Below are 23,126 nucleotides of genomic sequence, written 5' to 3' on the forward strand. Positions count from 1 at the left end.
GAGGTGCAAAGTATGTTTGCTATTATTGAAACAGGTGGAAAACAAATCAAAGTAGAAGAAGGCCAAGAAATTTTCGTTGAAAAATTAGACGTTAATGAAGGTGAAGCTTTCACATTTGATAAAGTATTATTTGTAGGTGGCGACTCAGTTAAAGTTGGTGCGCCAACAGTTGAAGGTGCTACAGTTAACGCTACAGTAAGTAAGCACGGTCGTGGTAAAAAAATCACAGTCTTCACTTACAAACGTCGTAAAGACTCAAAACGTAAAAAAGGACATCGTCAACCTTACACAAAACTAACAATTGATAAAATTAACGCGTAATTATGATTACTGTTGATGTAGCTTTAAATAGCGAAGGTCAAGTAACAGACGTAATTATGGACGGCCATGCAGATCATGGCGACTATGGTCATGACATAGTATGTGCAGGTGCTTCAGCCGTGCTATTCGGCAGTGTTAATGCTATTATGGGGTTAACATCTGAGAAACCGGATATAGATTATGAAGAAGACGGTGGTCATTTTCATATACGCAGTGTTGATACAAATAATGAACAGGCACAGTTAATTCTTCAAGCTATGTTAGTATCATTACAAACAATAGAAGAAGAATATCATGAGAATATTAGATTAAATTACAAGTGAGGTGCAATTCAATGTTAAAATTAAACTTACAGTTTTTCGCATCGAAAAAAGGGGTAAGTTCTACTAAAAACGGACGTGACTCTGAATCAAAACGTTTAGGTGCTAAACGTGCTGACGGTCAATACGTTACTGGCGGTTCTATTTTATTCCGTCAACGTGGTACTAAAATTTACCCTGGTGAAAATGTAGGTCGCGGTGGTGACGATACATTATTCGCTAAAATCGACGGCGTTGTTAAATTCGAACGTAAAGGTCGCGACAAAAAACAAGTATCTGTTTATTCAGCTGCTGAGTAATTTGTCTTTACTAACACCAGAAGTTTTAACTTCTGGTGTTTATTTTTTGTTTTATTTTATATAAAACGACTTAATGATATAATGATGTAGATATTGTAAAATTATAGAAAAAGAGGTGAAAATATGTTTGTCGATCAAGTGAAAATTTCACTAAAAGCTGGTGATGGTGGTAACGGGATTACAGCATATAGACGAGAAAAATATGTACCGTTTGGAGGCCCAGCCGGTGGTGATGGTGGCGATGGTGCTTCGGTTATTTTTGAAGTGGATGAAGGGCTAAGAACTTTATTAGACTTTAGATACCAAAGCCATTTTAAAGCTAAAAGAGGTGAAGGTGGTCAAAGCAGTAATATGCATGGTAAAAATGCTGAGCATTTAATTTTGCAAGTACCACCAGGCACAATTGTTAGAAGTGTTGAAACGGGTGAAGTGTTAGCAGATTTAGTTGAACATGGACAACGTGCTACCGTTGCTAAAGGTGGTCGCGGTGGTAGAGGTAATTCACGCTTTGCATCTCCACGTAACCCTGCACCTGATTTTAGTGAAAACGGTGAACCCGGTGAAGAAATCGAAGTAACATTAGAATTAAAATTATTAGCAGACGTAGGATTAGTAGGTTTCCCTAGTGTGGGTAAATCAACTTTACTTTCTATTGTATCAAAAGCAAAACCAAAAATTGGCGCATATCACTTCACTACAATCAAACCAAATCTCGGTGTTGTAGCGACACCAGATAATAGAAGTTTTGTTATGGCTGACTTACCAGGTTTAATAGAAGGCGCTTCAGACGGCGTTGGTCTAGGCCATCAATTTTTACGTCACGTCGAACGTACAAAAGTTATTGTGCATATGATTGATATGAGTGGTTCTGAAGGACGAGATCCATTAGAAGATTATCAAATAATCAATAAAGAACTAAAAGCTTATGAACACCGACTAGAAGAAAGACCACAAATTGTCGTTGCGAATAAAATGGATATGCCTAATTCGGAGGACAATTTAGCTTTATTTAAAGATGCATTAAAAGATGAAGCAGTGGATATTATTCCATTATCTACTTTTACGCGTGAAAATATAGATAAATTACTTTATTTAGTAGCTAATAAATTAGAAGAAGTTAAAGACATAGACTTCAACGAAGAAGAAGAAGATCTTGGAATAAATAGGGTTGTTTATAAACATACGCCTAATCAAGATAATTTCACTATCTCAAGAGATGATGATGGTGCTTATGTCGTACGTGGTAAATCAATTGAACGCATGTTCAAGATGACTGACTTCAATAGTGACCCAGCTGTACGTAGATTTGCTAGACAAATGCGTTCAATGGGCATTGATGATGCGTTACGAGATAGAGGCTGTGAAAACGGAGATATTGTTAGAATTCTTGGTGGAGAATTTGAATTCGTAGAATAGAGGTGCTCAAAGATGGATAGTAAAGATTATAAAAAGTTTTATTTAATTAGAGAAGATGTATTGCCAGAATCTGTTGTGAAAACAATAAAAATTAAAGATGCTTTAAAAAGTGATCCTAAGCTATCCATATTTGAAGCAGTGAAAAAGTATGATCTATCAAGAAGTGCATTTTATAAATATAGAGATACTATTTTTCCAGTGGACGAAAAGATGGAGAGTACGAAAGAATTTACATTAATCTTATATGTTAATGATATCGTGGGTATGTTAGCAGAAGTTTTAAATACCCTGTCTAGATTAAGTTTATCGGTATTGACTATTCATCAAAGTATTCCTATGGATCAAAGAGCAACGATTACTGTCTCTTTAGATGCCAAAGGAACTGACTTAGAAATTGATGACGTCGTTGCGTCATTACAAACGATTGAACATGTATCTAAAGTAGAATTAATAAGTATGACAATATAAGGAAGTGTAAATTTGTACGCATATATAAAAGGTAATTTAACTCAATTATTTCCAACCCATTTAGTTGTTGAAACGGCAGGAATTGGTTACGAAATACAAACACCGAATTCATATCGCTTCCAACGATATTTAGATCAAGAAGTGAAGGTATTTACTTCATTTATAGTAAGGGAAGATGCTCAACTGTTATATGGTTTTATTAACGAAGAGGAAAAGGATATGTTCCTTAACTTAATAAAAGTAACAGGCATCGGTCCTAAATCTGCACTTGCTATTTTAGCTACAAGTACGCCTTCAGAAGTTATCCAAGCAATCGAGAATGAAAATGATACTTATTTAACTAAATTTCCGGGCATCGGTAAAAAAACTGCACGTCAAATTGTGTTAGATTTAAAAGGTAAAGTGCAAGTAACTGAAGAGAAAGCAGAAAATCTATTAACACACGATAATGTTAATGACACAAATGATGGCGTAGTTAAAGAAGCAATTTTAGCACTTGAAGCGTTAGGTTATTCCAAACGTGAACTTAATAAAGTTGAAAAATCATTAAGTAAAGAAACTTGTGAATCAGTCGATGAAGCAGTAAAAAGAGGTTTGCAATTGTTAGTTTCTTAATAAATTGGGGTGAACAAAAGTGGATGACAGAATGGTTGATCAATCATTACATGAAGATGAAACATCATTTGAATTATCGTTACGACCAAAAAGAATACGTCAATATATTGGCCAATCTTCAATTAAAAATAATTTAGAAGTATTTATTAAAGCTGCTAAGTTAAGAGAAGAACCTTTAGATCATGTATTACTTTTCGGCCCCCCAGGTTTAGGAAAAACAACTTTGTCTAATATTATTGCCAATGAAATGGAAGTTAATATTAGAACAATTTCTGGCCCGTCTATCGATAGACCAGGAGATCTAGCAGCAATATTATCTGGGTTACAACCGGGTGATGTATTATTTATTGATGAAATTCACAGACTAAGTAGTGTAGTTGAAGAAGTTTTATATTCAGCAATGGAAGATTTCTTTTTAGATATAGTAATTGGTAAAGGCGATGAAGCTAGAAGTATTAGAATTGATTTGCCACCTTTCACTTTAGTAGGCGCGACTACGAGAGCAGGTAGTTTAACTGCGCCATTAAGAGATCGCTTTGGTGTGCAATTACGTTTGGAATATTATAAAGATACAGAACTTAAAGAAATTATAGTTAGAACGGCTGAAGTTTTAGGTACTTCTATAGATGAAGATAGTGCGATAGAGTTAGCTAAAAGAAGTCGTGGTACACCGCGTGTTGCGAATAGATTGTTAAAACGTGTTCGTGATTTTCAACAAGTTAATGAAGATGAGCATATATATATTGAAACTACGAAACAAGCATTGAAACTTTTACAAGTTGATGAAGAAGGTTTAGATTATATTGACCATAAAATGATGCAATGTATTTTAGATCAATATAATGGTGGCCCGGTTGGGTTAGACACTATTGCAGTTTCTATTGGCGAAGAACGCGTGACGATAGAAGATGTATATGAACCTTTCCTTATTCAAAAAGGCTTTATCGAGCGTACTCCTAGAGGACGTAAAGCAACACCTTATGCTCACGAACACTTTAGAAATAAAGGAAAGAGGTAGTAACATTGGATATTGAAGATTTTGATTATCATTTGCCTGAAGAGTTGATTGCACAAACACCGTTGAAAGATAGAGACCAAAGTCGTTTATTAGTACTGGGTAAAAAGTCGGGTGAGATTGATCACCGTCACTTTAAAGACGTTATAGATTACTTTAAACAAGGTGATACTTTAGTACTAAACGATACAAGAGTGATGCCTGCCCGATTATTCGGTATTAAAGAAGAAACTGGTGCTAAAGTAGAAATGTTAATGCTTACTCAATTAGAAGGAAATGATTGGGAAGTATTGTTGAAACCTGCCAAAAGAATTCAAATAGGTGATAAATTAAACTTTGGCGAGGGTAAAATCATTGCAGAATGTATCGAAACATTGAACCAAGGCGGACGTATTATGCGTCTTCATTTTGAAGGTATATTACAAGAGCGTTTAGATGAATTAGGCGAAATGCCTTTACCACCATATATAAAAGAACGACTCGATGACCCAGAACGTTATCAAACTGTTTATGCCAAAGAAATTGGTTCGGCTGCAGCACCTACTGCCGGTCTTCATTTTACCGATGAATTATTATCACAAATAAAGCAAAAAGGTGTAAATGTTGCGTTTATTACTTTACATGTAGGATTGGGAACATTTAGGCCCGTAAGTGTAGACAATATAGATGAGCATGAAATGCATAGCGAATATTACCAAATGACACAGGAAACTGCTGACTTATTAAATGCTACGAAAGAGAATGGCGGTCGTATCATTTCTGTAGGGACTACCTCAACTAGAACTTTAGAAACTATTCGTCAAAACAATAGTCAGTTTGTAGCGGAAAGTGGATGGACGGATATATTTATCTATCCAGGATTTGATTTTAAAGGTGTGGATGGTTTAATAACAAATTTCCACCTACCAAAATCGACGCTCGTAATGTTAGTATCAGCATTTAGTTCAAGAGAAAATATTTTAAATGCTTATAACCAAGCAGTAGCTGAACAATATAGATTTTTCAGTTTTGGCGATGCAATGTTAATTATTTAGGGAATTGAGAGGAGTATCAAACATGCCTGCAGTTACATATGAACATATAAAAACTTGTAAGCAATCTGGTGCGCGTTTAGGAATTGTCCACACGCCACACGGTTCATTCGAAACACCGATGTTTATGCCAGTTGGAACAAAAGCTACAGTTAAGACGATGAGCCCAGAGGAACTTCATCAGATGGAAGCTAAAATCATTTTAGGAAACACGTATCATTTGTGGTTACAACCAGGAAATGATATTATTCGTAAGAGTGGGGGATTACATCAATTCATGAATTGGGATGGTCCGATTCTTACTGACTCAGGTGGTTTTCAAGTATTTAGTTTAAGCAATTTGAGAAAAATATCTGAAGAAGGCGTGGAATTTAGACACCATACAAATGGTTCGAAATTATTTTTAAGTCCTGAAAAAGCGATGCAAATTCAAAATGATTTAGGTTCTGACATTATGATGGCATTCGATGAATGTCCGCCAATGCCTTCAGAATATAAATACGTTAAAGATTCTATCGAACGTACTACACGTTGGGCAGAAAGATGTTTGCAAGCGCATAATCGTAAAGAAGATCAAGCTTTATTCGGTATCATTCAAGGCGGAGAATATAAGGATTTGAGACAGCAAAGTGCTGAAGAACTCGTTGCTTTAGATTTTCCCGGTTATGCTATTGGTGGTTTATCAGTAGGTGAGCCTAAGCCAGTAATGTATGATATGGTTGAACATACCGAACAATTTATGCCAAAGGATAAACCAAGATATTTAATGGGAGTTGGTTCTCCAGATGCATTAATAGAATGTAGCATTCGTGGCATGGATATGTTTGATTGTGTATTACCGACACGTATTGCTAGAAATGGTACATGCATGACTTCTGAAGGACGCGTAGTGATTAAAAATGCTAAATACGCTGAAGATTTTGGTCCATTAGACCCAAATTGCGATTGTTATACATGTAAAAATTACTCTAGAGCTTACTTAAGACATCTCATTAAAGCAGAGGAAACTTTTGGAATACGTCTTACTACATACCATAATTTGCAATTTCTGCTTAAATTAATGGAACAAATTAGACAAGCAATTCGTGAAGACCGTCTGTTAGATTTTAAAGAAGAATTTTTTGAACAATACGGACTTAATGTAGATAACCCTAAAAACTTTTAAAGGAGAAATAAACTAATGCAATTAACATCTTTAATTTTACCAATTTTATTATTAGCATTAATGTGGTTCTTTTTAATTAGACCACAACAAAAGAAAGCGAAAGAGCATCGTGAAATGGTGCAACAAATCCGTTCAGGTCAACGTGTTACAACTATCGGAGGTATTAAAGGTACTGTAAGAAGTGTAGACGAAACAACGGTAGTACTTACTTTAAATGGTAATGGCACAGAAATTACACTTGAAAAACCTGCAATCAAACAGGTAGACCCATCATAATAAAACGCAAATTGGCAGGGATTATATATTCCTGCCAATTTTTTATATTTAAATAAACAACGAGAAATTAATTGAACGTAATAAATGTTAGTTTGTGTATGAGTTGTAATATGTTAAGATATATAGGTCGCTTAAACAAGTTATAGTAGTTTACGTAATGACTTGCACAAATATTAATATTTAAAGTATCCTTAAATCATAAGTTTACAATGAGGTGTTCATGTGAAAAAAAGTAGTAGAATAGTTGCGTTTATATTACTTGTGGTTCTGTTATTCGCGGGAATGGGACTTACATATAAGAGCGTAGTTAAAAATGTTAACTTAGGTTTAGACTTGCAAGGTGGATTTGAAGTCCTTTATCAAGTTAACCCATTACAACATGGTGATAAGGTTGGTAAAGATGCGGTAAAAGCTACTTCTAAAACATTAGAGAATCGTGTCAATAAACTTGGGGTTTCTGAACCTAAGATACAAGTAGAAGACAATAACCGTATTCGTGTACAACTTGCCGGTGTTAAAAACCAATCTCAAGCGAGGAAAATGTTATCCTCTCAAGCTAATTTAACGATTCGTGATGCAAACGACAAAGTTAAATTAACTGGTAAGGACCTTAAACAAGGTACAGCTAAACAAGAATTCAAACAAAATACGAACCAACCCGCAGTTACTTTTAAACTTAAAGATAGTGACAAATTCAAAAAAGTAACAGAAGAAATTTCTAAGAAAAAAGAAAATGTTATGGTCGTGTGGTTAGATTACGAAAAAGGTGATTCATACCACAAAGAAAAAAATAAGAAAGACCCTAAATATGTTTCTGCGGCTAATGTGGATAAACCGATTAATTCAGACAGCGTAGAAATTTCAGGTGGCTTTAACGGTGAAAAAGGCGTTCAAAAAGCAAAACAAATTGCAGACTTATTAAACGCTGGTTCACTACCGGTCGATCTTAAAGAAATATATTCAAATTCTGTAGGGGCTCAATTCGGCCAAGATGCATTAGATAAAACGATTTTTGCGTCTATGTTAGGTGTAGCAGTTATCTATTTATTTATGCTAGGTTTCTACCGTTTACCTGGACTTGTAGCTGTAATCGCACTAACAACATACATTTATTTAACACTATTTGCCTTTAACTTAATTTCAGGTGTGTTAACACTACCTGGATTAGCGGCACTCGTGCTAGGTGTAGGTATGGCAGTCGACGCCAATATCATAATGTATGAACGGATAAAAGACGAATTGAAAGTGGGTCGAACCCTAAAACAAGCTTATAAAAAAGCTAATAAAAGTTCATTCTTAACCATTGTCGATGCCAACTTAACAACTGTTATTGCAGCGGCTGTACTGTTCTTCTTCGGTGAAAGTTCAGTAAAAGGTTTCGCAACTATGCTATTATTAGGTATTTTAATGATTTTCGTGACGGCAGTATTCTTATCTAGATTGCTGTTATCATTATTAGTTTCATCAAACTTCTTTAAAAAATCCTTTGGCTTGTTTGGTGTAAGTAAAAAACAAATTCATGACATTAATGAAGGTGTAGACGTACATGATTTGAAAACACCTTATGAAAAATGGGACTTTATGAAACTAGCTAAACCATTATTATCTTTAAGTGTATTAATCATTATTGTCGGTGCAATCATTCTATTTATCTTTAAATTAAATTTAGGTATTGATTTCACAAGTGGTACACGTGTCGACTTTGACGCTGAAAATAAAGTATCGCAAAATAAAGTAACACAAACACTTGAAGATAAAAACTTCAAACCAGATCAAATATCAATTGGTCAAAATGGTAAAAATGTAAGTGTTCAATTTAAAAAAGACTTAAACAAAGACCAAGTCGCAAAAATTAAAGACACGGTAAATGATAACTTTGGAAATGATCCAACTGTAAATACAGTGTCGCCAGTTATCGGTCAAGAATTAGCTAAAAACGCGATTATGGCACTAATATATGCAGCAATCGGTATTATAATTTATATAAGTTTCCGTTTTGAATGGCGAATGGGACTTTCGTCTGTGCTTGCTCTACTGCATGATGCATTTATGATTGTAGCCGTGTTTAGTTTATTCAGACTAGAAGTAGATATTACATTTATAGCAGCAGTATTAACCATCATTGGTTATTCCATTAACGATACGATTGTGACGTTTGACAGAGTACGTGAAAACTTGCATAAAGTGAAAGTCATTACTAAGTCAGAACAAATTGACGATATCGTTAATAGATCAATAAGACAAACGATGACGCGTTCAATCAATACAGTATTAACTGTTGTTGTCGTAGTTATTGCACTATTAATCTTTGGTGCATCAAGTATTTTCACATTCTCATTAGCGCTGCTAATTGGTTTAATTACAGGTGTATTCTCTTCTGTATTTATTGCAGTGCCTTTATGGGGTATTATGAAAAAACGACAACTTAAAAAATCAGATGATCATAAATTAGTCGTTTATAAAGAAAAACGCTCAAACGACGAAAAAATCTTAGTGTAAATAATATGATTTTATTACCACTGCGTTCGTAAAACGCAGTGGTATTTTTATTTTTTTATCTATTTGCGTAATTATTATTGTCATATTAATGGTCAGCGCTTTTTATTTTATATAATATTTTGTATAATGGCTTGTGGAAATGAGGGAGGCTCGTATGATTAAACCAAAGTATAATTGGGATTTTAATACACCGGAAAATGAAATTTCAGCTGAAAATGCTAAGAAATTAAAATTAACTCCTATTGTTAAACAAATTTTAGAGAGTAAAGATATTGTCGACTATGATGAAGTCGAAGCGTTATTTAATAATAAGGTTATTAATCATGATCCTTGGTTGTTAAGTGATATGAAAAAGGCAGTTGACAGAATTAATTTAGCAATCGATAAAAATGAAAAAATTCTTGTTTATGGTGACTATGATGCAGATGGTGTGACGTCAACGACTATTCTAGTATCAACTTTAAGAGAATTAGGGGCGCACGTTGGTTGGTATATACCTAACCGATTTTCAGAAGGTTATGGCCCAAATGAAATGGCATTTAAGAACGCTTACGATGAAGGCATTTCGCTTATCATTACTGTCGATAATGGTATACAAGGTCACAAAGAAGTAGAAAGTGTTCAATCATTGGGTGTTGATGTAATTATCACAGATCATCACGAAATAGGAAGAACAATGCCAGATGCCTATGCAATTGTACATCCGATGCACCCAGAGTTTGACTATCCATTTCAATATTTATGTGGAGCTGGCGTAGCTTATAAATTAGCTCAAGCCTTATTATCTCAACCACCACAACAATTTTTAGGATTAGTCGCAATTGGTACTATAGCAGATTTGGTTTCCCTGACTGACGAAAATCGTTCCCTAGTTAAACAAGGGCTTGGTGTATTAAATGATCAATGTCCGGTATCTATAAAGGCATTATTAAACCAAGCCAGTTATACAGATGACATTAATGAAGAAACAATTGGGTTTATTATAGGGCCAAGATTGAATGCTGTAGGTAGATTGGAAGATGCAGGTTTAGCCGCTGAATTACTGATGACTGATGAACAAGAAGAAGCTGCATTTTTAGCTGAACAAGTCGAGTTCTTTAACCAAGAACGTAAAGACATTGTAGCTAATATCACTGAAGAAGCCTTAGCAATGGCAGAAGAACAAGTGCAACAACAAGCTAAGTTTTTACTTTTAGCTAAAGAAGATTGGCATGAAGGTGTGTTAGGTATAGTGGCTTCTAAAATTGTTGAAACATATAGTTTACCTACACTTATATTAAATATAGATGAAGCACAAAACCATGCAAAAGGTTCGGCTCGAAGTATTGAACAAGTTTCAATGTTTGAAATCTTAACCGCACATTCTGATTTAATTTCAAAATTTGGTGGACACCATATGGCTGCCGGCGTCACGATGCCAATAGAAAATATTGAAAATTTAACACAAGGCTTAAATTTATGGATGGAAGAGTTAGCGAATACAACCTCATTAGAACCTTCAAAAAAGGTTGATGTAAAAGTAAATGAAGCAGATATTAGTGTTGAAAATATTCAAGATATTCATAAATTAAGACCATTTGGTACTGATTTTGAGAGTCCATGTTTTGAATTATCAGATGTTATGGTACGTCAGTCTAAAGGTATTGGACAAGATAAAAAACATTTGAAGCTATCATTAGGAGATAGTAATTTACAAGCTTTGTATTGGCAAAATGGACATTTAAGCAACCAATTAAATACTGAACAACCCATTAATATTATTGGTACCTTACAAATAAATGAATGGAATGGCCATAAATCGCCGCAATTTATGATTCAAGACTTAGCTAGTAATAAATTACAGATATTAGATTATCGTAGTAAAAATAAGTTAGCAGAAATTGATGATAATGATAATGCTACAGCCTTTCTCATACATCCTCATAATGAAAAATTAGGTGATAATTATTATTTCTATGGGGAGACAATACAACATCATTATGAAAAATATGTCTTTAGAGATTTACCATCAACAATAGAGGATCTCAATCAAAGCTTAACAAGTATAAAAGCTTCACAGATTTATTTAATGTTAAATCATCAGCAGTCTATATATTTTGAAGGTATGCCTAAAATGGAAAGCTTTAAGCAATGTTTTAAGGCATTAGCTACAAAAGGTGAAACAAATTTAGCGCAAGATGGTATGTATCTATGTGATTACTTAAATATAAAACCCAATATGCTAAAGTTTATTTTAAAGGTATTTTTAGATTTAAACTTTATCAATGATGAAAATGGTGTAATAACTGTTAATAATCAAACGCAAAAACAGCCTATCGATACGAGTAAATTTTATCAAGCACGTTTAAATAGAATAGAAGTAGAAAAAGTTTTATTGTATCAAGATATAAAGCAATTAAAGCAATGGTTAACAACTAAATTGATTGGTTAAATTAGGAGGAGTTTATAATGGATTTAAAGAAATATGTATCAGAGGTACAAAATTGGCCGAAAGAAGGCGTCAATTTTAAAGATATCACTACAATCATGGACAATGGTGAAGCCTATGGTTATGCCACAGATCAAATTGTTGAGTATGCAAAAGAAAAAGATGTTGATGTAGTAGTTGGACCTGAAGCGAGAGGCTTTATTATAGGTTGTCCCGTTGCTTATTCTATGGGGATTGGTTTCGCGCCAGTACGTAAGGAAGGTAAGTTACCTCGCGAAGTTATCAAGTATGAATATGATTTAGAATATGGTACGAATGTTTTGACGATGCATAAGGATGCGATTATACCTGGGCAACGTGTGTTAATTACAGATGATTTATTAGCAACAGGTGGCACGATAGAAGCGGCTATCAAATTAGTCGAAAAGCTTGGTGGTATCGTGGTAGGTATTGCATTTATTATTGAATTAAAATATTTAAATGGGATTGAAAAAATTAAAGACTATGATGTAATGAGTTTAATTGCTTACGATGAATAAATTGAATGTTTAATACACTTTTTGTGATGGAAATAATAATATTACTAGACATTATGTCAGTAGTGTTATTATTTCTTTTTATTAACGATGGATTTCAAATGTAATTATGCGGAATAACAGTATTTGACATAGCAAAATAATTGTCTTTTCATGACATATCAATTATGCTAGATTAAATTTATTATAATTAGATTGTATTAGAACGTCATAACGCGTTTATTTATTTGCAAACATGTAGTATCATATAACTATTATTTGAAATTTTATACATACATAAATTACATTGAAAATTTGTATACATATAATCAAAAATCATGAACATTTATAGGTAATTAAAATTAGGTGTGGGGTGTCTTGAGTGAATAATGAATATCCATACAGTGCTGACGAAGTACTATATAAAGCAAAATCATATTTATCAAAAGATCAATATGAATATGTATTAAAAAGTTATCATATTGCTTACGAAGCACATGAGGGACAATTCCGTCAAAATGGCTTGCCGTATATTATGCATCCTATACAAGTAGCTGGTATATTAACTGAAATGCACTTAGATGGTCCAACCATTGTTGCTGGTTTTCTTCATGATGTTATTGAAGATACTCCATATACATTTGATGACGTTAAATCAATGTTCAATGAAGAAGTGGCAATCATTGTCGATGGTGTAACCAAACTTAAAAAAGTTAAGTATCGTTCTAAAGAAGAACAACAAGCAGAAAACCATAGAAAGCTGTTTATAGCTATTGCAAAAGACGTTCGAGTTATATTAGTAAAACTTGCGGATAGATTACATAATATGCGTACGCTAAAGGCGATGCGTAGAGATAAACAAATCAGGACTTCTAAAGAAACACTAGAAATCTATGCGCCGTTAGCCCATCGTTTAGGTATCAATACGATTAAATGGGAATTGGAAGATACTGCGCTTAGATATATAGATAGTGTCCAATATTTCAGAATTGTTAATTTAATGAAGAAAAAGCGTAGTGATAGGGAAGATTATATCCATAAAGCGATTAATAAAATTAGTACGGAAATGGATAATATGTCTATCGTCGGAGAAATTAATGGGCGCCCTAAGCATATTTATAGTATTTATCGCAAAATGGTAAAACAAAAGAAACAATTTGATCAAATCTTTGATTTACTTGCAGTACGTGTCATTGTTAACTCGATTAATGATTGTTATGCGATATTAGGATTAGTACACACATTGTGGAAACCAATGCCTGGTAGATTTAAAGATTATATTGCTATGCCGAAACAAAATATGTATCAATCTTTACACACGACCGTGGTAGGACCCAATGGAGACCCGTTAGAAATACAAATTAGAACATATGAGATGCATGAAATTGCAGAACACGGGGTTGCTGCGCATTGGGCATATAAAGAAGGTAAACAAGTTAAAAATAAAACTGATGATTATTATAATAAACTCAATTGGTTAAAAGAATTAGCTGAAACTGATAATACGACGTCTGATGCCGAAGAGTTTATGGAATCATTAAAATTTGATTTACAAAGTGATAAAGTTTATGCGTTCACTCCTGAAAGTGATGTTATAGAATTACCTTATGGTGCCAATCCTATAGACTTTGCTTATGCTATTCATAGTGAAGTTGGTAATAAAATGATAGGTGCAAAGGTTAATGGCAAAATAGAACCTATCGATTATGTATTACAAACAGGTGATATCGTAGAAGTTCGTACAAGTAAACATTCATATGGCCCAAGTCGTGACTGGTTAAAAATTGTTAAATCATCTAGTGCGAAAAGTAAAATTCGTAGTTTCTTCAAAAAGCAAGATCGTTCTTCTAACATTGAAAAAGGTAAATTTATGGTCGAAGCGGAAATCAAAGACCAAGGCTATAGAGTTGATGATGTACTTACTGACGAAAATATAGCTATTGTAAACGATAAATATAACTTTTCAAATGACGATGATTTGTTTGCCGCAGTTGGATTTGGTGGCGTTACAGCGTTACAAATCGTTAATAAATTAACTGAAAAGCAACGCGTTTTAAATAAACAGAAGGCGCTCAATCAGGCACAAGAAGTTACAAAATCAGTACCTATTAAAGAAGATATTATCACTGATAGTGGTATTTACGTTGAAGGTATTGAAAATGTATTAATTAAATTATCAAAATGTTGTAATCCAATCCCGGGCGATGATATCGTTGGATATATCACTAAAGGTCATGGTATAAAAGTACATAGAACAGATTGTCCAAATATTAAAAATGAAACTGATAGACTAATTGATGTTGATTGGGTAAAATCAAAAGATGCTACTCAAAAATATCAAGTAGACTTAGAAGTTAATGCTTATGATAGAAATGGATTATTAAACGAAGTATTACAAGCAGTTAATTCTACGAGTAGCAATTTAGTTAAAGTTTCAGGACGTTCTGATATTGATAAAAATGCCGTGATTAATATTAGTGTTATGGTAAAAAATGTCAATGAAGTATATAAAGTTGTAGATAGAATCAAACAACTGGGTGACGTATATACTGTAACCAGAGTTTGGAATTAGAGGTGCCACTAAATATGAAAATAGTTTTACAAAGGGTAAAAGAAGCAACGGTAACCAACGATTCAATTAAGCATTCAATTGGGCAAGGTTACTGCTTGCTAGTTGGATTAGGTCGAGATTCAACAGAAGCAGATATCGACGTACTAGCTAAAAAGATTGTGAATGCACGTCTTTTTGGTGATGATGATGGTAAATTAAATTTAAGTTTATTAGACATAGGTGGACAAATATTATCGATTTCGCAATTTACGTTATATGGAGATGTGCGTAAAGGTAATCGACCAGGATTTAGTAAATCTATGTCACCTGAACAAGCCGCTCAATATTTCGACAAATTCAATGATGTTTTACGCAGTTATGGCGTAGAAGTATTAACTGGTGAATTTGGTACTGATATGTTGGTCGATATTGCAAATGATGGACCTGTCACTATAATTTATGAGAGTCAGGATGGCAAAGTTATATGAAGAGACTCAATACTTGGTTAACTAAACATCATTTAAAAAATATTCCCACATTTATTGTCGCAGTAGCTTTTATAATCTTTGTTGTGATGTTAATTGCTTTCTTAAATCACAATGATGAAAATAGTAGTACAGTTTATATGACTGAAGATGCAAAATTACTTACAGGTCCCAATGCTACTTATCCACAAATTAAAGCGCTGTATAGAGGACAAAATTTCCATAAAGTTAAAAAAGTCGGTAAATGGATTGAAGTCGAATCTAGAAACGGCAAAGAAAAAGGTTGGGTTGCTGGTTGGCATACGAATTTAAACATAAAGCCAGATAAAACAGCAGACGCTAAACCTTTAAAAGATAAAACAATTGTACTTGACCCTGGTCACGGTGGAAGTGATCAGGGAGCTTCAAGTAGAACACATAAAAAAAGTTTAGAAAAAGTATACACTTTAAAGACCGCAAAAGAACTCAAAGTTTTATTAGAAAAAGAGGGTGCTAAGGTCAAAATGACGAGAACTAATGATAAATATGTATCGTTAGATGATCGTAATTTAAAAGGTGATGCTTTTATTAGTATACATAATGATTCATTAAAATCCTCCAAAGCAAATGGAGGCACAGTCTATTGGTTTAAAGATAGTCAAAAAGCATTAGCAGAAACATTAAATAGTAGTATTCAAAAGAAGGCACTGTTGTCGAATAGAGGCGCGAGACAGGAAAATTATCAAGTATTGAGACAAACAAATGTACCAGCTGTATTGTTAGAATTAGGCTATATAAGCAATCCAACAGACGAAACAATGTTGACCGATAAATTACATCGACATATTGTAGAACATGCAATAATAGATGGTTTACGTGCATATTTTTCTAAATAAAAAGGTTGCAAAATAATTATAAAGTGGTTATGATTATTAGTGAATTTTATAAATTAACCGTTACGATTCTTGAATGTTTTAAATGACAAGGTAGCATATAAAATGTGAAGAGATATAATTCTAGGCTGAAAAATTATACTTAGTTATTTAAAATGAATGAACACAAGAACAGGTGCTCCCATTAAAAGGAGCCGTTTTACGAGCGTTATTCGTGTTAAAGTGGGTCATTTTATACAACAATTTGACCAATTAGGGTGGCAACACGGCATTTCGTCCCTTGTATGATTAATCATCATGCAAGGGTCTTTTTTTATTTCAGACAAGGAGAGATGAGTATGATAAATATTCCAAGAGGAACCCAAGATATACTACCAACTGAATCTAAAAAATGGCGTTATATCGAACGTCGTTTAGAAGAATTAATGACTTTATATAATTATGAGGAATTACGCACACCTATCTTTGAAAGCACTGAATTATTCGCGCGTGGTGTAGGGGATTCTACTGACGTGGTACAAAAAGAAATGTACACATTCAAAGATAAAGGCGATCGCAGTATCACGTTACGACCAGAAGGAACTGCTGCTGTAGTTAGATCTTATATTGAAAATAAAATGCAGGGTTATGCTAACCAACCAATTAAACTTTATTACTTAGGGCCTATGTTCCGTTATGAACGTAAACAAAAAGGGCGTTATCGTCAATTCACTCAATTTGGTGTTGAAGCAATCGGAGCTGAAAACCCAAGTATAGATGCAGAAGTTTTAGCAATGGCAGTACACATTTATGAGTCATTTGGTTTACAACACTTAAAACTAGTTATTAACAGTATCGGAGATATCGAATCTCGAAAAGAATATAATGATGCTTTAGTTAAACATTTTGAACCTGTAATAGGCGACTTTTGTAGCGATTGTCAATCAAGATTACACACAAATCCAATGAGAATACTTGATTGTAAAGTAGATAAAGATAAAGAAGCAGTGAAAAATGCGCCACGCATTACCGAATATTTAAATGAAGCATCTACGAAATATTACAATGAAGTAAAACAACACTTAGATCGTCTTGGTATTCGTTATGAAGAAGATCCTAATTTAGTTAGAGGTTTAGATTACTATACGCATACTGCCTTTGAGCTAATGATTGATAATCCTAATTATGACGGCGCAATCACGACACTTTGTGGTGGTGGACGCTACAATGGATTACTAGAATTATTAGACGGACCAAATCAAACGGGTATTGGTTTCGCATTAAGTATTGAAAGATTATTATTAGCTCTTGAAGAAGAAAATATCGAATTAGATGTAGATAATGATTTTGATTTATTTATTGTTACTATGGGCAAAGAAGCTGATGATTATGCCGTTAAATTATTAAACGATTTACGTAAACAAGGTATAAAAGCAGACAAAGATTACATGGATCGTAAAATTAAAGGTCAAATGAAACAAGCGGACCGCTTAAATGCAGATTATACTATCGTTATTGGTGACCAAGAGTTAGAAAATAATGAAGTAGCCATTAAGGACATGACGACAGGTGAAAGTGAGTCAATTCAATTAGATAGTGTAGCATCATACTTTAATAAATAAGGAGAATATTATATGAGTAAACGAACAACATACTGCGGATTAGTTACAGAATCATTATTAGATCAAGAAGTGACATTAAAAGGTTGGGTTCATAACCGTAGAGACTTAGGTGGATTAATATTTATTGATTTAAGAGACCGTGAAGGTTATGTACAAATTGTCTTCAACCCATCATTCTCGGAAGAAGCATTACAAATAGCTGAATCAATACGTTCAGAATATGTTGTGGAAGTAACAGGTCTTGTGAAAAAAAGAGACCCAGAAACGGTAAATCCTAAGATTGCTACGGGTCAAGTTGAAGTGCAAGTTTCTGATATTAATGTTATTAATAAAGCAGAAACGCCACCATTTTCTTTAAATGAAGAAAATCAAAATGTAGACGAAAATATTCGATTGAAATACAGATATTTAGACTTAAGAAGACAAGAATTAGCTCAAACTTTCAAGATGCGTCATCAAACAACTAAAGCAGTGCGTAATTACTTAGACGATGCTGGTTTTTATGATATCGAAACACCTGTATTAACAAAATCAACACCTGAAGGCGCACGTGACTACTTAGTTCCTTCACGTGTACATGACGGTGAATTTTATGCATTACCACAATCACCACAAATATTTAAACAGTTATTGATGATAAGTGGTTTTGACAAATACTACCAAATTGTTAAATGTTTCAGAGACGAAGACTTACGTGCTGATAGACAACCAGAATTTACTCAAATCGATATTGAAATGAGCTTTGTCGATCAAGAAGACGTTATTGAGATGGGCGAAGAAATGTTGAAGAAAGTCGTAAAAGACGTCAAAGGCGTAGACTTACAAGAACAATTCCCACGAATGACTTACGATGAAGCGATGAGAAGATTTGGTTCAGATAAACCAGATACACGTTTCGATATGGAATTAATCGATGTTTCTGAACTAGGAAAAGTGATGGACTTTAAAGTATTTAATAGTGCAGTTGAAAGTGGCGGACAAGTTAAAGCCATCGTTGCTAAAGGTGCTGCTGATCAATACACACGTAAAGATATAGATGGATTAACTGAATTTGTGAATATTTATGGTGCAAAAGGTTTAGCATGGGTTAAAGTTGTAGAAGATGGTGTAAGCGGGCCAATCGGACGCTTCTTTGAAGATGATCATATTGCTACATTGCAAAATTTAACTGGTGCTGAAGCAGGCGACTTGGTATTATTCGTAGCAGATTCACAAAGTGTTGTAGCGCAAAGTTTAGGTGCGTTACGTGTGAAATTAGCTAGAGAATTAGGATTAATTGATGAAAGTAAATTAAACTTCTTATGGGTGACTGATTGGCCATTATTAGAATACGATGAAGATGCTAAAAGATATGCAGCAGCACATCATCCATTCACAGCACCAAAAGATGACCACATAGATAAATTATCTACTGAACCTGAAAATGTTCAAGCTAAAGCATATGACATTGTGTTAAATGGTTATGAGCTTGGTGGCGGTTCAATAAGAATTCATGATGGTGACTTACAAGCTAAAATGTTCGAAGCTTTAGGTTTCACAGAAGAACAAACAAGAGAACAATTTGGTTTCTTATTAGATGCATTCAAATATGGTGCACCACCACACGGCGGAATAGCTTTAGGTCTTGATAGATTAGTAATGCTATTAACTAATAGAACTAATCTTAGAGATACAATTGCATTCCCTAAAACTGCATCGGCTACATGTTTACTAACTGATGCACCAAGCGAAGTATCTGACAAGCAACTAGAAGAATTATCATTACGCATTAGACATTAATTAAATGTAAGTTTAAATTCTTGCCATTACAAAAAAATGTGGTATGATGTATTCATAAGATAGTCATCTGTAATGTTCGTATGTTTGCTTTTTAATTTGGGCCTAACACTCTTTGATCAGGGAGCCCAATGGGTTTTCTTGTAGCGCAAACGCCTCTCAAGGAGGACTTGCAAAACAAGAAACAGGGCACCCACCTGTATATAGCAGGCCGAATGATCAAGCTACTTATAACTACGGCATTTACGGACTCTATCGGTACGCAAGACTTAGGTCTTGCGTATTTTTTTGTCTAAATTAAAATTATGAGTAAAAATATTAGTGAATTTCATGTATAATCTTAACTATTAAAATAGAGAAAAAGAGGAGCATTTTTATGAAGCATCAATTTTCAAGAAATGAATTGGCTTATGGTCAAGAAGGTTTGGATTTATTAAAAGAACAAACCGTAGTTGTACTAGGGGTTGGCGGTGTAGGTTCATTTGCTGCTGAAGCTTTAGCACGAACTAACATAGGTCATATTATACTGATTGATAAAGATGATGTTGATATTACAAACGTAAACCGTCAGTTACATGCTTTAACGTCTACAATAGGTCAAAGCAAAGTGACATTAATGGAAGAACGTATAAAATTAATAAACCCGGACTGTAAAGTAACTTCATTGCACATGTTCTATACAGAAGATACTTACGAAGAATTATTCGAACAATACGATATAGATTACTTTATAGATGCGAGTGACACTATAATGTATAAAGTACATTTAATGGAACAGTGTTTAAATAGAGGTATTAAAGTGATTTCAAGTATGGGTGCAGCCAATAAAACAGATCCTACAAGATTTCAAATTGAAGATATTTCTAAAACACACACCGACAGAATGGCTAGAATAATTCGTCAGAAATTAAAAAAGAAGGGCATTCGCAAAGGGATACCTGTAGTATTTTCGGATGAAAGTCCAATCATTATTAGAGAAGATGTAAAGGCGACAGTAGGTGATGAAAATGCGCCGACTAGAAAAGCGCAAATACCACCATCTTCCAATGCATTTGTGCCAAGCGTTGTCGGCTTGATATGTGCAAGTTTTGTAATAAATGATATTTTGAAAGATATTCCGGTTACAAGAATAAAAGACAAAGGCTAACGCCAATTACTAATTAAAAAAACCGTTACTGCTCCTCAAAAAGGTAGTAACGGTTTTTTTGTGTTATTTTGAATTTTGTTGTTGTGCTTTAGTAATATTTTCATAAATCGACTTAAATTGTTGTTCAGATTTCGAAGTTGTTTTTGGTTCATAATAAATTTTATTTTTAAGTTTATCTGGTAAATATTGCTGTGCTATAAATCCACTTTCGTGACTATGAGGATACTGATAACCTATAGCTCGACCTAATTCTTTAGCTCCTGCATAGTGACCATCTTTTAAATGGTCAGGTATTTGTCCAACATTGCCTTTTCTAATATCTGAAAGTGCATTATCAATAGAGGATATCGCAGAGTTTGATTTAGGTGATAAGCATAACTCAATCACAGCCTGACTTAATGGGATACGTGCTTCAGGGAATCCAAGTCTTTCGGCCGCATCAATTGCAGCTAATGTGCGTTGACCTGCATTAGGAGAAGCTAAACCAATATCTTCGAAACTTATAACAAGTAAGCGACGCGCAATCGTCGGTAAATCGCCAGCTTCGATTAATCGTGCAAGATAGTGCAACGCAGCATTCACGTCACTACCACGAATTGATTTCTGAAACGCACTCATTACGTCATAATGCATATCCCCATCTTTATCGCTTAGAAAAGCACCACGTTGCAAGCAATCTTTTGCGTCTTGTAATGTAATATGGCGTACGTCTTCATCTACCTTTGAACTTAAGACAGCTAATTCTAAGGCGTTCAAGGCACTTCTAACGTCTCCTTGGCTTTGTGTTGAGAAATATTCCATAGCATCGTCGTCGACTTGAGCATTATAGCTTTTTAATCCTCTTTTATCGTCCTCTAACGCTCGTTTAAGCGCTAAATTGACATCTTCGTCTGTTAATGGATATAATTCGAATATTTGTGCTCTTGAACGTATTGCTGGATTTATTGCATGATAAGGGTTTGAAGTTGTCGCACCAATCAATACTATTTTGCCGTTTTCTAAATGGGGAAGTAAAAAGTCTTGCTTAGTTTTATCTAATCGATGAATCTCATCTAATAATAAAATGACTTGGCCAGACATTTTAGCTTCTTCAACTATAAGTTGCATATCTTTTTTTGTATTAGAAACAGCATTTAACTGTCTGAATTTATATTGCGTACTCCCAGCAATTGCTTTAGCAATGCTCGTTTTACCTATGCCTGGTGGTCCATAAAAAATCATTGATGATAATCGCTTAGTGTCTACCATTCTTCTAATAATTCCAGTTGGACCGACTAAATGTTGTTGGGAAATAATTTCGTCTATATTTTCTGGACGCATTCTTGCAGCTAATGGTTCATTAGTCACGTTGTTTCACACCTTTCTAATTCTATATTAACGCAAAAAATGATACTATGGGAATATATAAGTATTCGATTAAGTGAGGTTATATTATGAAGATTTCTACTAAAGGAAGATACGGACTAACTTTAATGATTTCCTTAGCCAAAAAAGAAGGGCAAGGTTGCGTTTCATTAAAATCTATAGCAGAAGAAAATAGTCTAAGTGATTTATATTTAGAACAACTTGTTGGTCCGCTAAGAAATGCTGGATTAATACGTAGTGTACGTGGCGCTAAAGGTGGTTACCAATTAAGAGTACCAGCTGAAGAAATAAGTGCAGGGGATATTATTCGACTGTTAGAAGGCCCCATCACTTTCGTTGAAAGCATCGAATCTGAGCCACCAGCACAAAAACAATTATGGATTAGAATGCGCGATGCAGTAAGAGATGTGCTTGATAATACTACGCTTAAGTATTTAGCAGAATATAAAGAAACAGACAATTTAGATGGCTACATGTTCTATATTTAAAATAATTAAAATTATAATGTTTATATCTTAATTAATGTGGTAATTATATATTATGTACACATTAAGGAGGTTATATTAATGGCTGATGAAAACAAATTCGAACAAGCTAAAGGTAACGTTAAAGAAACAATAGGAAACGTTACTGATGATGATAAACTTGAACAAGAAGGTAAGAAAGACAAAAGTTCAGGTAAAGCTAAAGAAGTTGTAGAAAATGCAAAAGATAAAGCTAACGATGTAATCGATAAATTTAAAAAATAATTATTAGATTGAACAACAAAGGAGCAGATTATTATGGCAGAGAATTTCTTCGATAAAGCAAAAGAAGCAGCAAAAAACGTATCAGACAAATTAAAAGAAACTGATAACGAAAAAGCAAAACAAGCTAGTGAACAAATTGATAAATTCACTGGTGGTAGTGACAAAGAAGAAAATGACAACAAAGACGACGATAAAAAATAACCAATAAAAAA

At 33.9% G+C, this 23,126-nt stretch carries 23 protein-coding genes and 1 other RNA gene; 23 read left to right on the forward strand and 1 reads right to left on the reverse strand.

Features of this window, described 5'->3' with window-relative positions:
• Nucleotides 1-12 precede the first annotated feature (12 nt).
• The 20 genes from rplU (at nucleotide 13) to ISP08_RS06110 (ending at nucleotide 20,800) form a co-directional block, all read left to right on the forward strand.
• Complete coding sequence (gene rplU / locus ISP08_RS06015) at nucleotides 13-321, forward strand: 50S ribosomal protein L21 (RefSeq protein WP_048793500.1); 309 nt, start codon at nucleotides 13-15, stop codon at nucleotides 319-321.
• A 2-nt stretch (nucleotides 322-323) separates the two neighbouring features.
• Nucleotides 324-644, forward strand: a complete 321-nt coding sequence (locus tag ISP08_RS06020) for a ribosomal-processing cysteine protease Prp (RefSeq protein WP_048793501.1) — start codon at nucleotides 324-326, stop codon at nucleotides 642-644.
• A gap of 11 nt (nucleotides 645-655) precedes the next feature.
• Nucleotides 656-940, forward strand: a complete 285-nt coding sequence (rpmA, locus tag ISP08_RS06025; protein ID WP_002510438.1) for a 50S ribosomal protein L27 — start codon at nucleotides 656-658, stop codon at nucleotides 938-940.
• Nucleotides 941-1,063: 123 nt separating this feature from the next.
• The gene (gene obgE / locus ISP08_RS06030; RefSeq protein ID WP_195718037.1) at nucleotides 1,064-2,356 is read left to right on the forward strand and encodes a GTPase ObgE; all 1,293 of its coding nucleotides are present in this window, start codon (nucleotides 1,064-1,066) and stop codon (nucleotides 2,354-2,356) included.
• Nucleotides 2,357-2,368: 12 nt separating this feature from the next.
• Nucleotides 2,369-2,824, forward strand: a complete 456-nt coding sequence (locus tag ISP08_RS06035; protein ID WP_048793503.1) for an ACT domain-containing protein — start codon at nucleotides 2,369-2,371, stop codon at nucleotides 2,822-2,824.
• A gap of 12 nt (nucleotides 2,825-2,836) precedes the next feature.
• A complete protein-coding gene (ruvA, locus tag ISP08_RS06040) occupies nucleotides 2,837-3,439 on the forward strand; it encodes a Holliday junction branch migration protein RuvA (protein ID WP_048793504.1) in 603 nt (200 codons plus the stop codon).
• Nucleotides 3,440-3,458: 19 nt separating this feature from the next.
• On the forward strand, nucleotides 3,459-4,457 hold the full coding sequence (gene ruvB / locus ISP08_RS06045) for a Holliday junction branch migration DNA helicase RuvB (RefSeq protein WP_048793505.1): 999 nt from the start codon (nucleotides 3,459-3,461) through the stop codon (nucleotides 4,455-4,457).
• Between the two features lie 5 nt (nucleotides 4,458-4,462).
• Nucleotides 4,463-5,488 carry a tRNA preQ1(34) S-adenosylmethionine ribosyltransferase-isomerase QueA gene (gene queA / locus ISP08_RS06050; RefSeq protein ID WP_195718038.1) on the forward strand — a complete coding sequence of 342 codons (1,026 nt, stop codon included), beginning with the start codon at nucleotides 4,463-4,465 and terminating at the stop codon, nucleotides 5,486-5,488.
• 22 nt (nucleotides 5,489-5,510) lie between these two features.
• Complete coding sequence (tgt, locus tag ISP08_RS06055) at nucleotides 5,511-6,650, forward strand: tRNA guanosine(34) transglycosylase Tgt (protein ID WP_195718039.1); 1,140 nt, start codon at nucleotides 5,511-5,513, stop codon at nucleotides 6,648-6,650.
• 15 nt (nucleotides 6,651-6,665) lie between these two features.
• On the forward strand, nucleotides 6,666-6,926 hold the full coding sequence (gene yajC, locus ISP08_RS06060; RefSeq protein ID WP_048793508.1) for a preprotein translocase subunit YajC: 261 nt from the start codon (nucleotides 6,666-6,668) through the stop codon (nucleotides 6,924-6,926).
• Between the two features lie 222 nt (nucleotides 6,927-7,148).
• Entirely contained in the window at nucleotides 7,149-9,425 is a 2,277-nt protein-coding gene (gene secDF, locus ISP08_RS06065; RefSeq protein WP_048793509.1) for a protein translocase subunit SecDF, read from the forward strand.
• A gap of 154 nt (nucleotides 9,426-9,579) precedes the next feature.
• Nucleotides 9,580-11,856 carry a single-stranded-DNA-specific exonuclease RecJ gene (gene recJ / locus ISP08_RS06070; RefSeq protein WP_195718040.1) on the forward strand — a complete coding sequence of 759 codons (2,277 nt, stop codon included), beginning with the start codon at nucleotides 9,580-9,582 and terminating at the stop codon, nucleotides 11,854-11,856.
• Between the two features lie 17 nt (nucleotides 11,857-11,873).
• A complete protein-coding gene (locus ISP08_RS06075) occupies nucleotides 11,874-12,392 on the forward strand; it encodes an adenine phosphoribosyltransferase (protein WP_195718041.1) in 519 nt (172 codons plus the stop codon).
• Nucleotides 12,393-12,750: 358 nt separating this feature from the next.
• Nucleotides 12,751-14,940 (forward strand): RelA/SpoT family protein, encoded by a 2,190-nt coding sequence (locus tag ISP08_RS06080; RefSeq protein WP_048793512.1) that lies wholly within the window; start codon nucleotides 12,751-12,753, stop codon nucleotides 14,938-14,940.
• Nucleotides 14,941-14,954: 14 nt separating this feature from the next.
• Nucleotides 14,955-15,407, forward strand: coding sequence for a D-aminoacyl-tRNA deacylase (gene dtd, locus ISP08_RS06085; protein ID WP_048793513.1), 453 nt, complete (start codon nucleotides 14,955-14,957; stop codon nucleotides 15,405-15,407).
• The gene (locus ISP08_RS06090; RefSeq protein WP_048793514.1) at nucleotides 15,404-16,279 is read left to right on the forward strand and encodes an N-acetylmuramoyl-L-alanine amidase; all 876 of its coding nucleotides are present in this window, start codon (nucleotides 15,404-15,406) and stop codon (nucleotides 16,277-16,279) included. Before dtd ends, ISP08_RS06090 begins: the two co-directional genes overlap by 4 nt.
• Before the next feature lie 335 nt (nucleotides 16,280-16,614).
• Complete coding sequence (gene hisS, locus ISP08_RS06095; RefSeq protein WP_048793515.1) at nucleotides 16,615-17,877, forward strand: histidine--tRNA ligase; 1,263 nt, start codon at nucleotides 16,615-16,617, stop codon at nucleotides 17,875-17,877.
• Nucleotides 17,878-17,889: 12 nt separating this feature from the next.
• On the forward strand, nucleotides 17,890-19,656 hold the full coding sequence (gene aspS / locus ISP08_RS06100) for an aspartate--tRNA ligase (protein WP_048793516.1): 1,767 nt from the start codon (nucleotides 17,890-17,892) through the stop codon (nucleotides 19,654-19,656).
• Nucleotides 19,657-19,717: 61 nt separating this feature from the next.
• Nucleotides 19,718-19,909: non-coding RNA, 6S RNA (gene ssrS / locus ISP08_RS06105), on the forward strand.
• A gap of 120 nt (nucleotides 19,910-20,029) precedes the next feature.
• Entirely contained in the window at nucleotides 20,030-20,800 is a 771-nt protein-coding gene (locus tag ISP08_RS06110; RefSeq protein WP_048793517.1) for a tRNA threonylcarbamoyladenosine dehydratase, read from the forward strand.
• 63 nt (nucleotides 20,801-20,863) lie between these two features.
• On the opposite strand, the gene ISP08_RS06115 is transcribed toward ISP08_RS06110, so the two are convergent.
• On the reverse strand, nucleotides 20,864-22,147 hold the full coding sequence (locus ISP08_RS06115; RefSeq protein WP_195718042.1) for a replication-associated recombination protein A: 1,284 nt from the start codon (nucleotides 22,145-22,147) through the stop codon (nucleotides 20,864-20,866).
• Between the two features lie 86 nt (nucleotides 22,148-22,233).
• Here ISP08_RS06115 and cymR point away from each other — a divergent pair, with 86 nt between their 5' ends.
• The 3 genes from cymR to ISP08_RS06130 all read left to right on the forward strand — a co-directional run bounded on the left by cymR (nucleotide 22,234) and on the right by ISP08_RS06130 (nucleotide 23,115).
• Nucleotides 22,234-22,653 carry a cysteine metabolism transcriptional regulator CymR gene (cymR, locus tag ISP08_RS06120; protein WP_048793519.1) on the forward strand — a complete coding sequence of 140 codons (420 nt, stop codon included), beginning with the start codon at nucleotides 22,234-22,236 and terminating at the stop codon, nucleotides 22,651-22,653.
• 78 nt (nucleotides 22,654-22,731) lie between these two features.
• Nucleotides 22,732-22,914 (forward strand): CsbD family protein, encoded by a 183-nt coding sequence (locus tag ISP08_RS06125; protein ID WP_048793520.1) that lies wholly within the window; start codon nucleotides 22,732-22,734, stop codon nucleotides 22,912-22,914.
• A gap of 33 nt (nucleotides 22,915-22,947) precedes the next feature.
• Entirely contained in the window at nucleotides 22,948-23,115 is a 168-nt protein-coding gene (locus ISP08_RS06130; RefSeq protein ID WP_195718043.1) for a hypothetical protein, read from the forward strand.
• Nucleotides 23,116-23,126 lie beyond the last annotated feature (11 nt).

Source organism: Staphylococcus lloydii, assembly GCF_015775975.1.
Lineage (GTDB): Bacteria > Bacillota > Bacilli > Staphylococcales > Staphylococcaceae > Staphylococcus > Staphylococcus lloydii.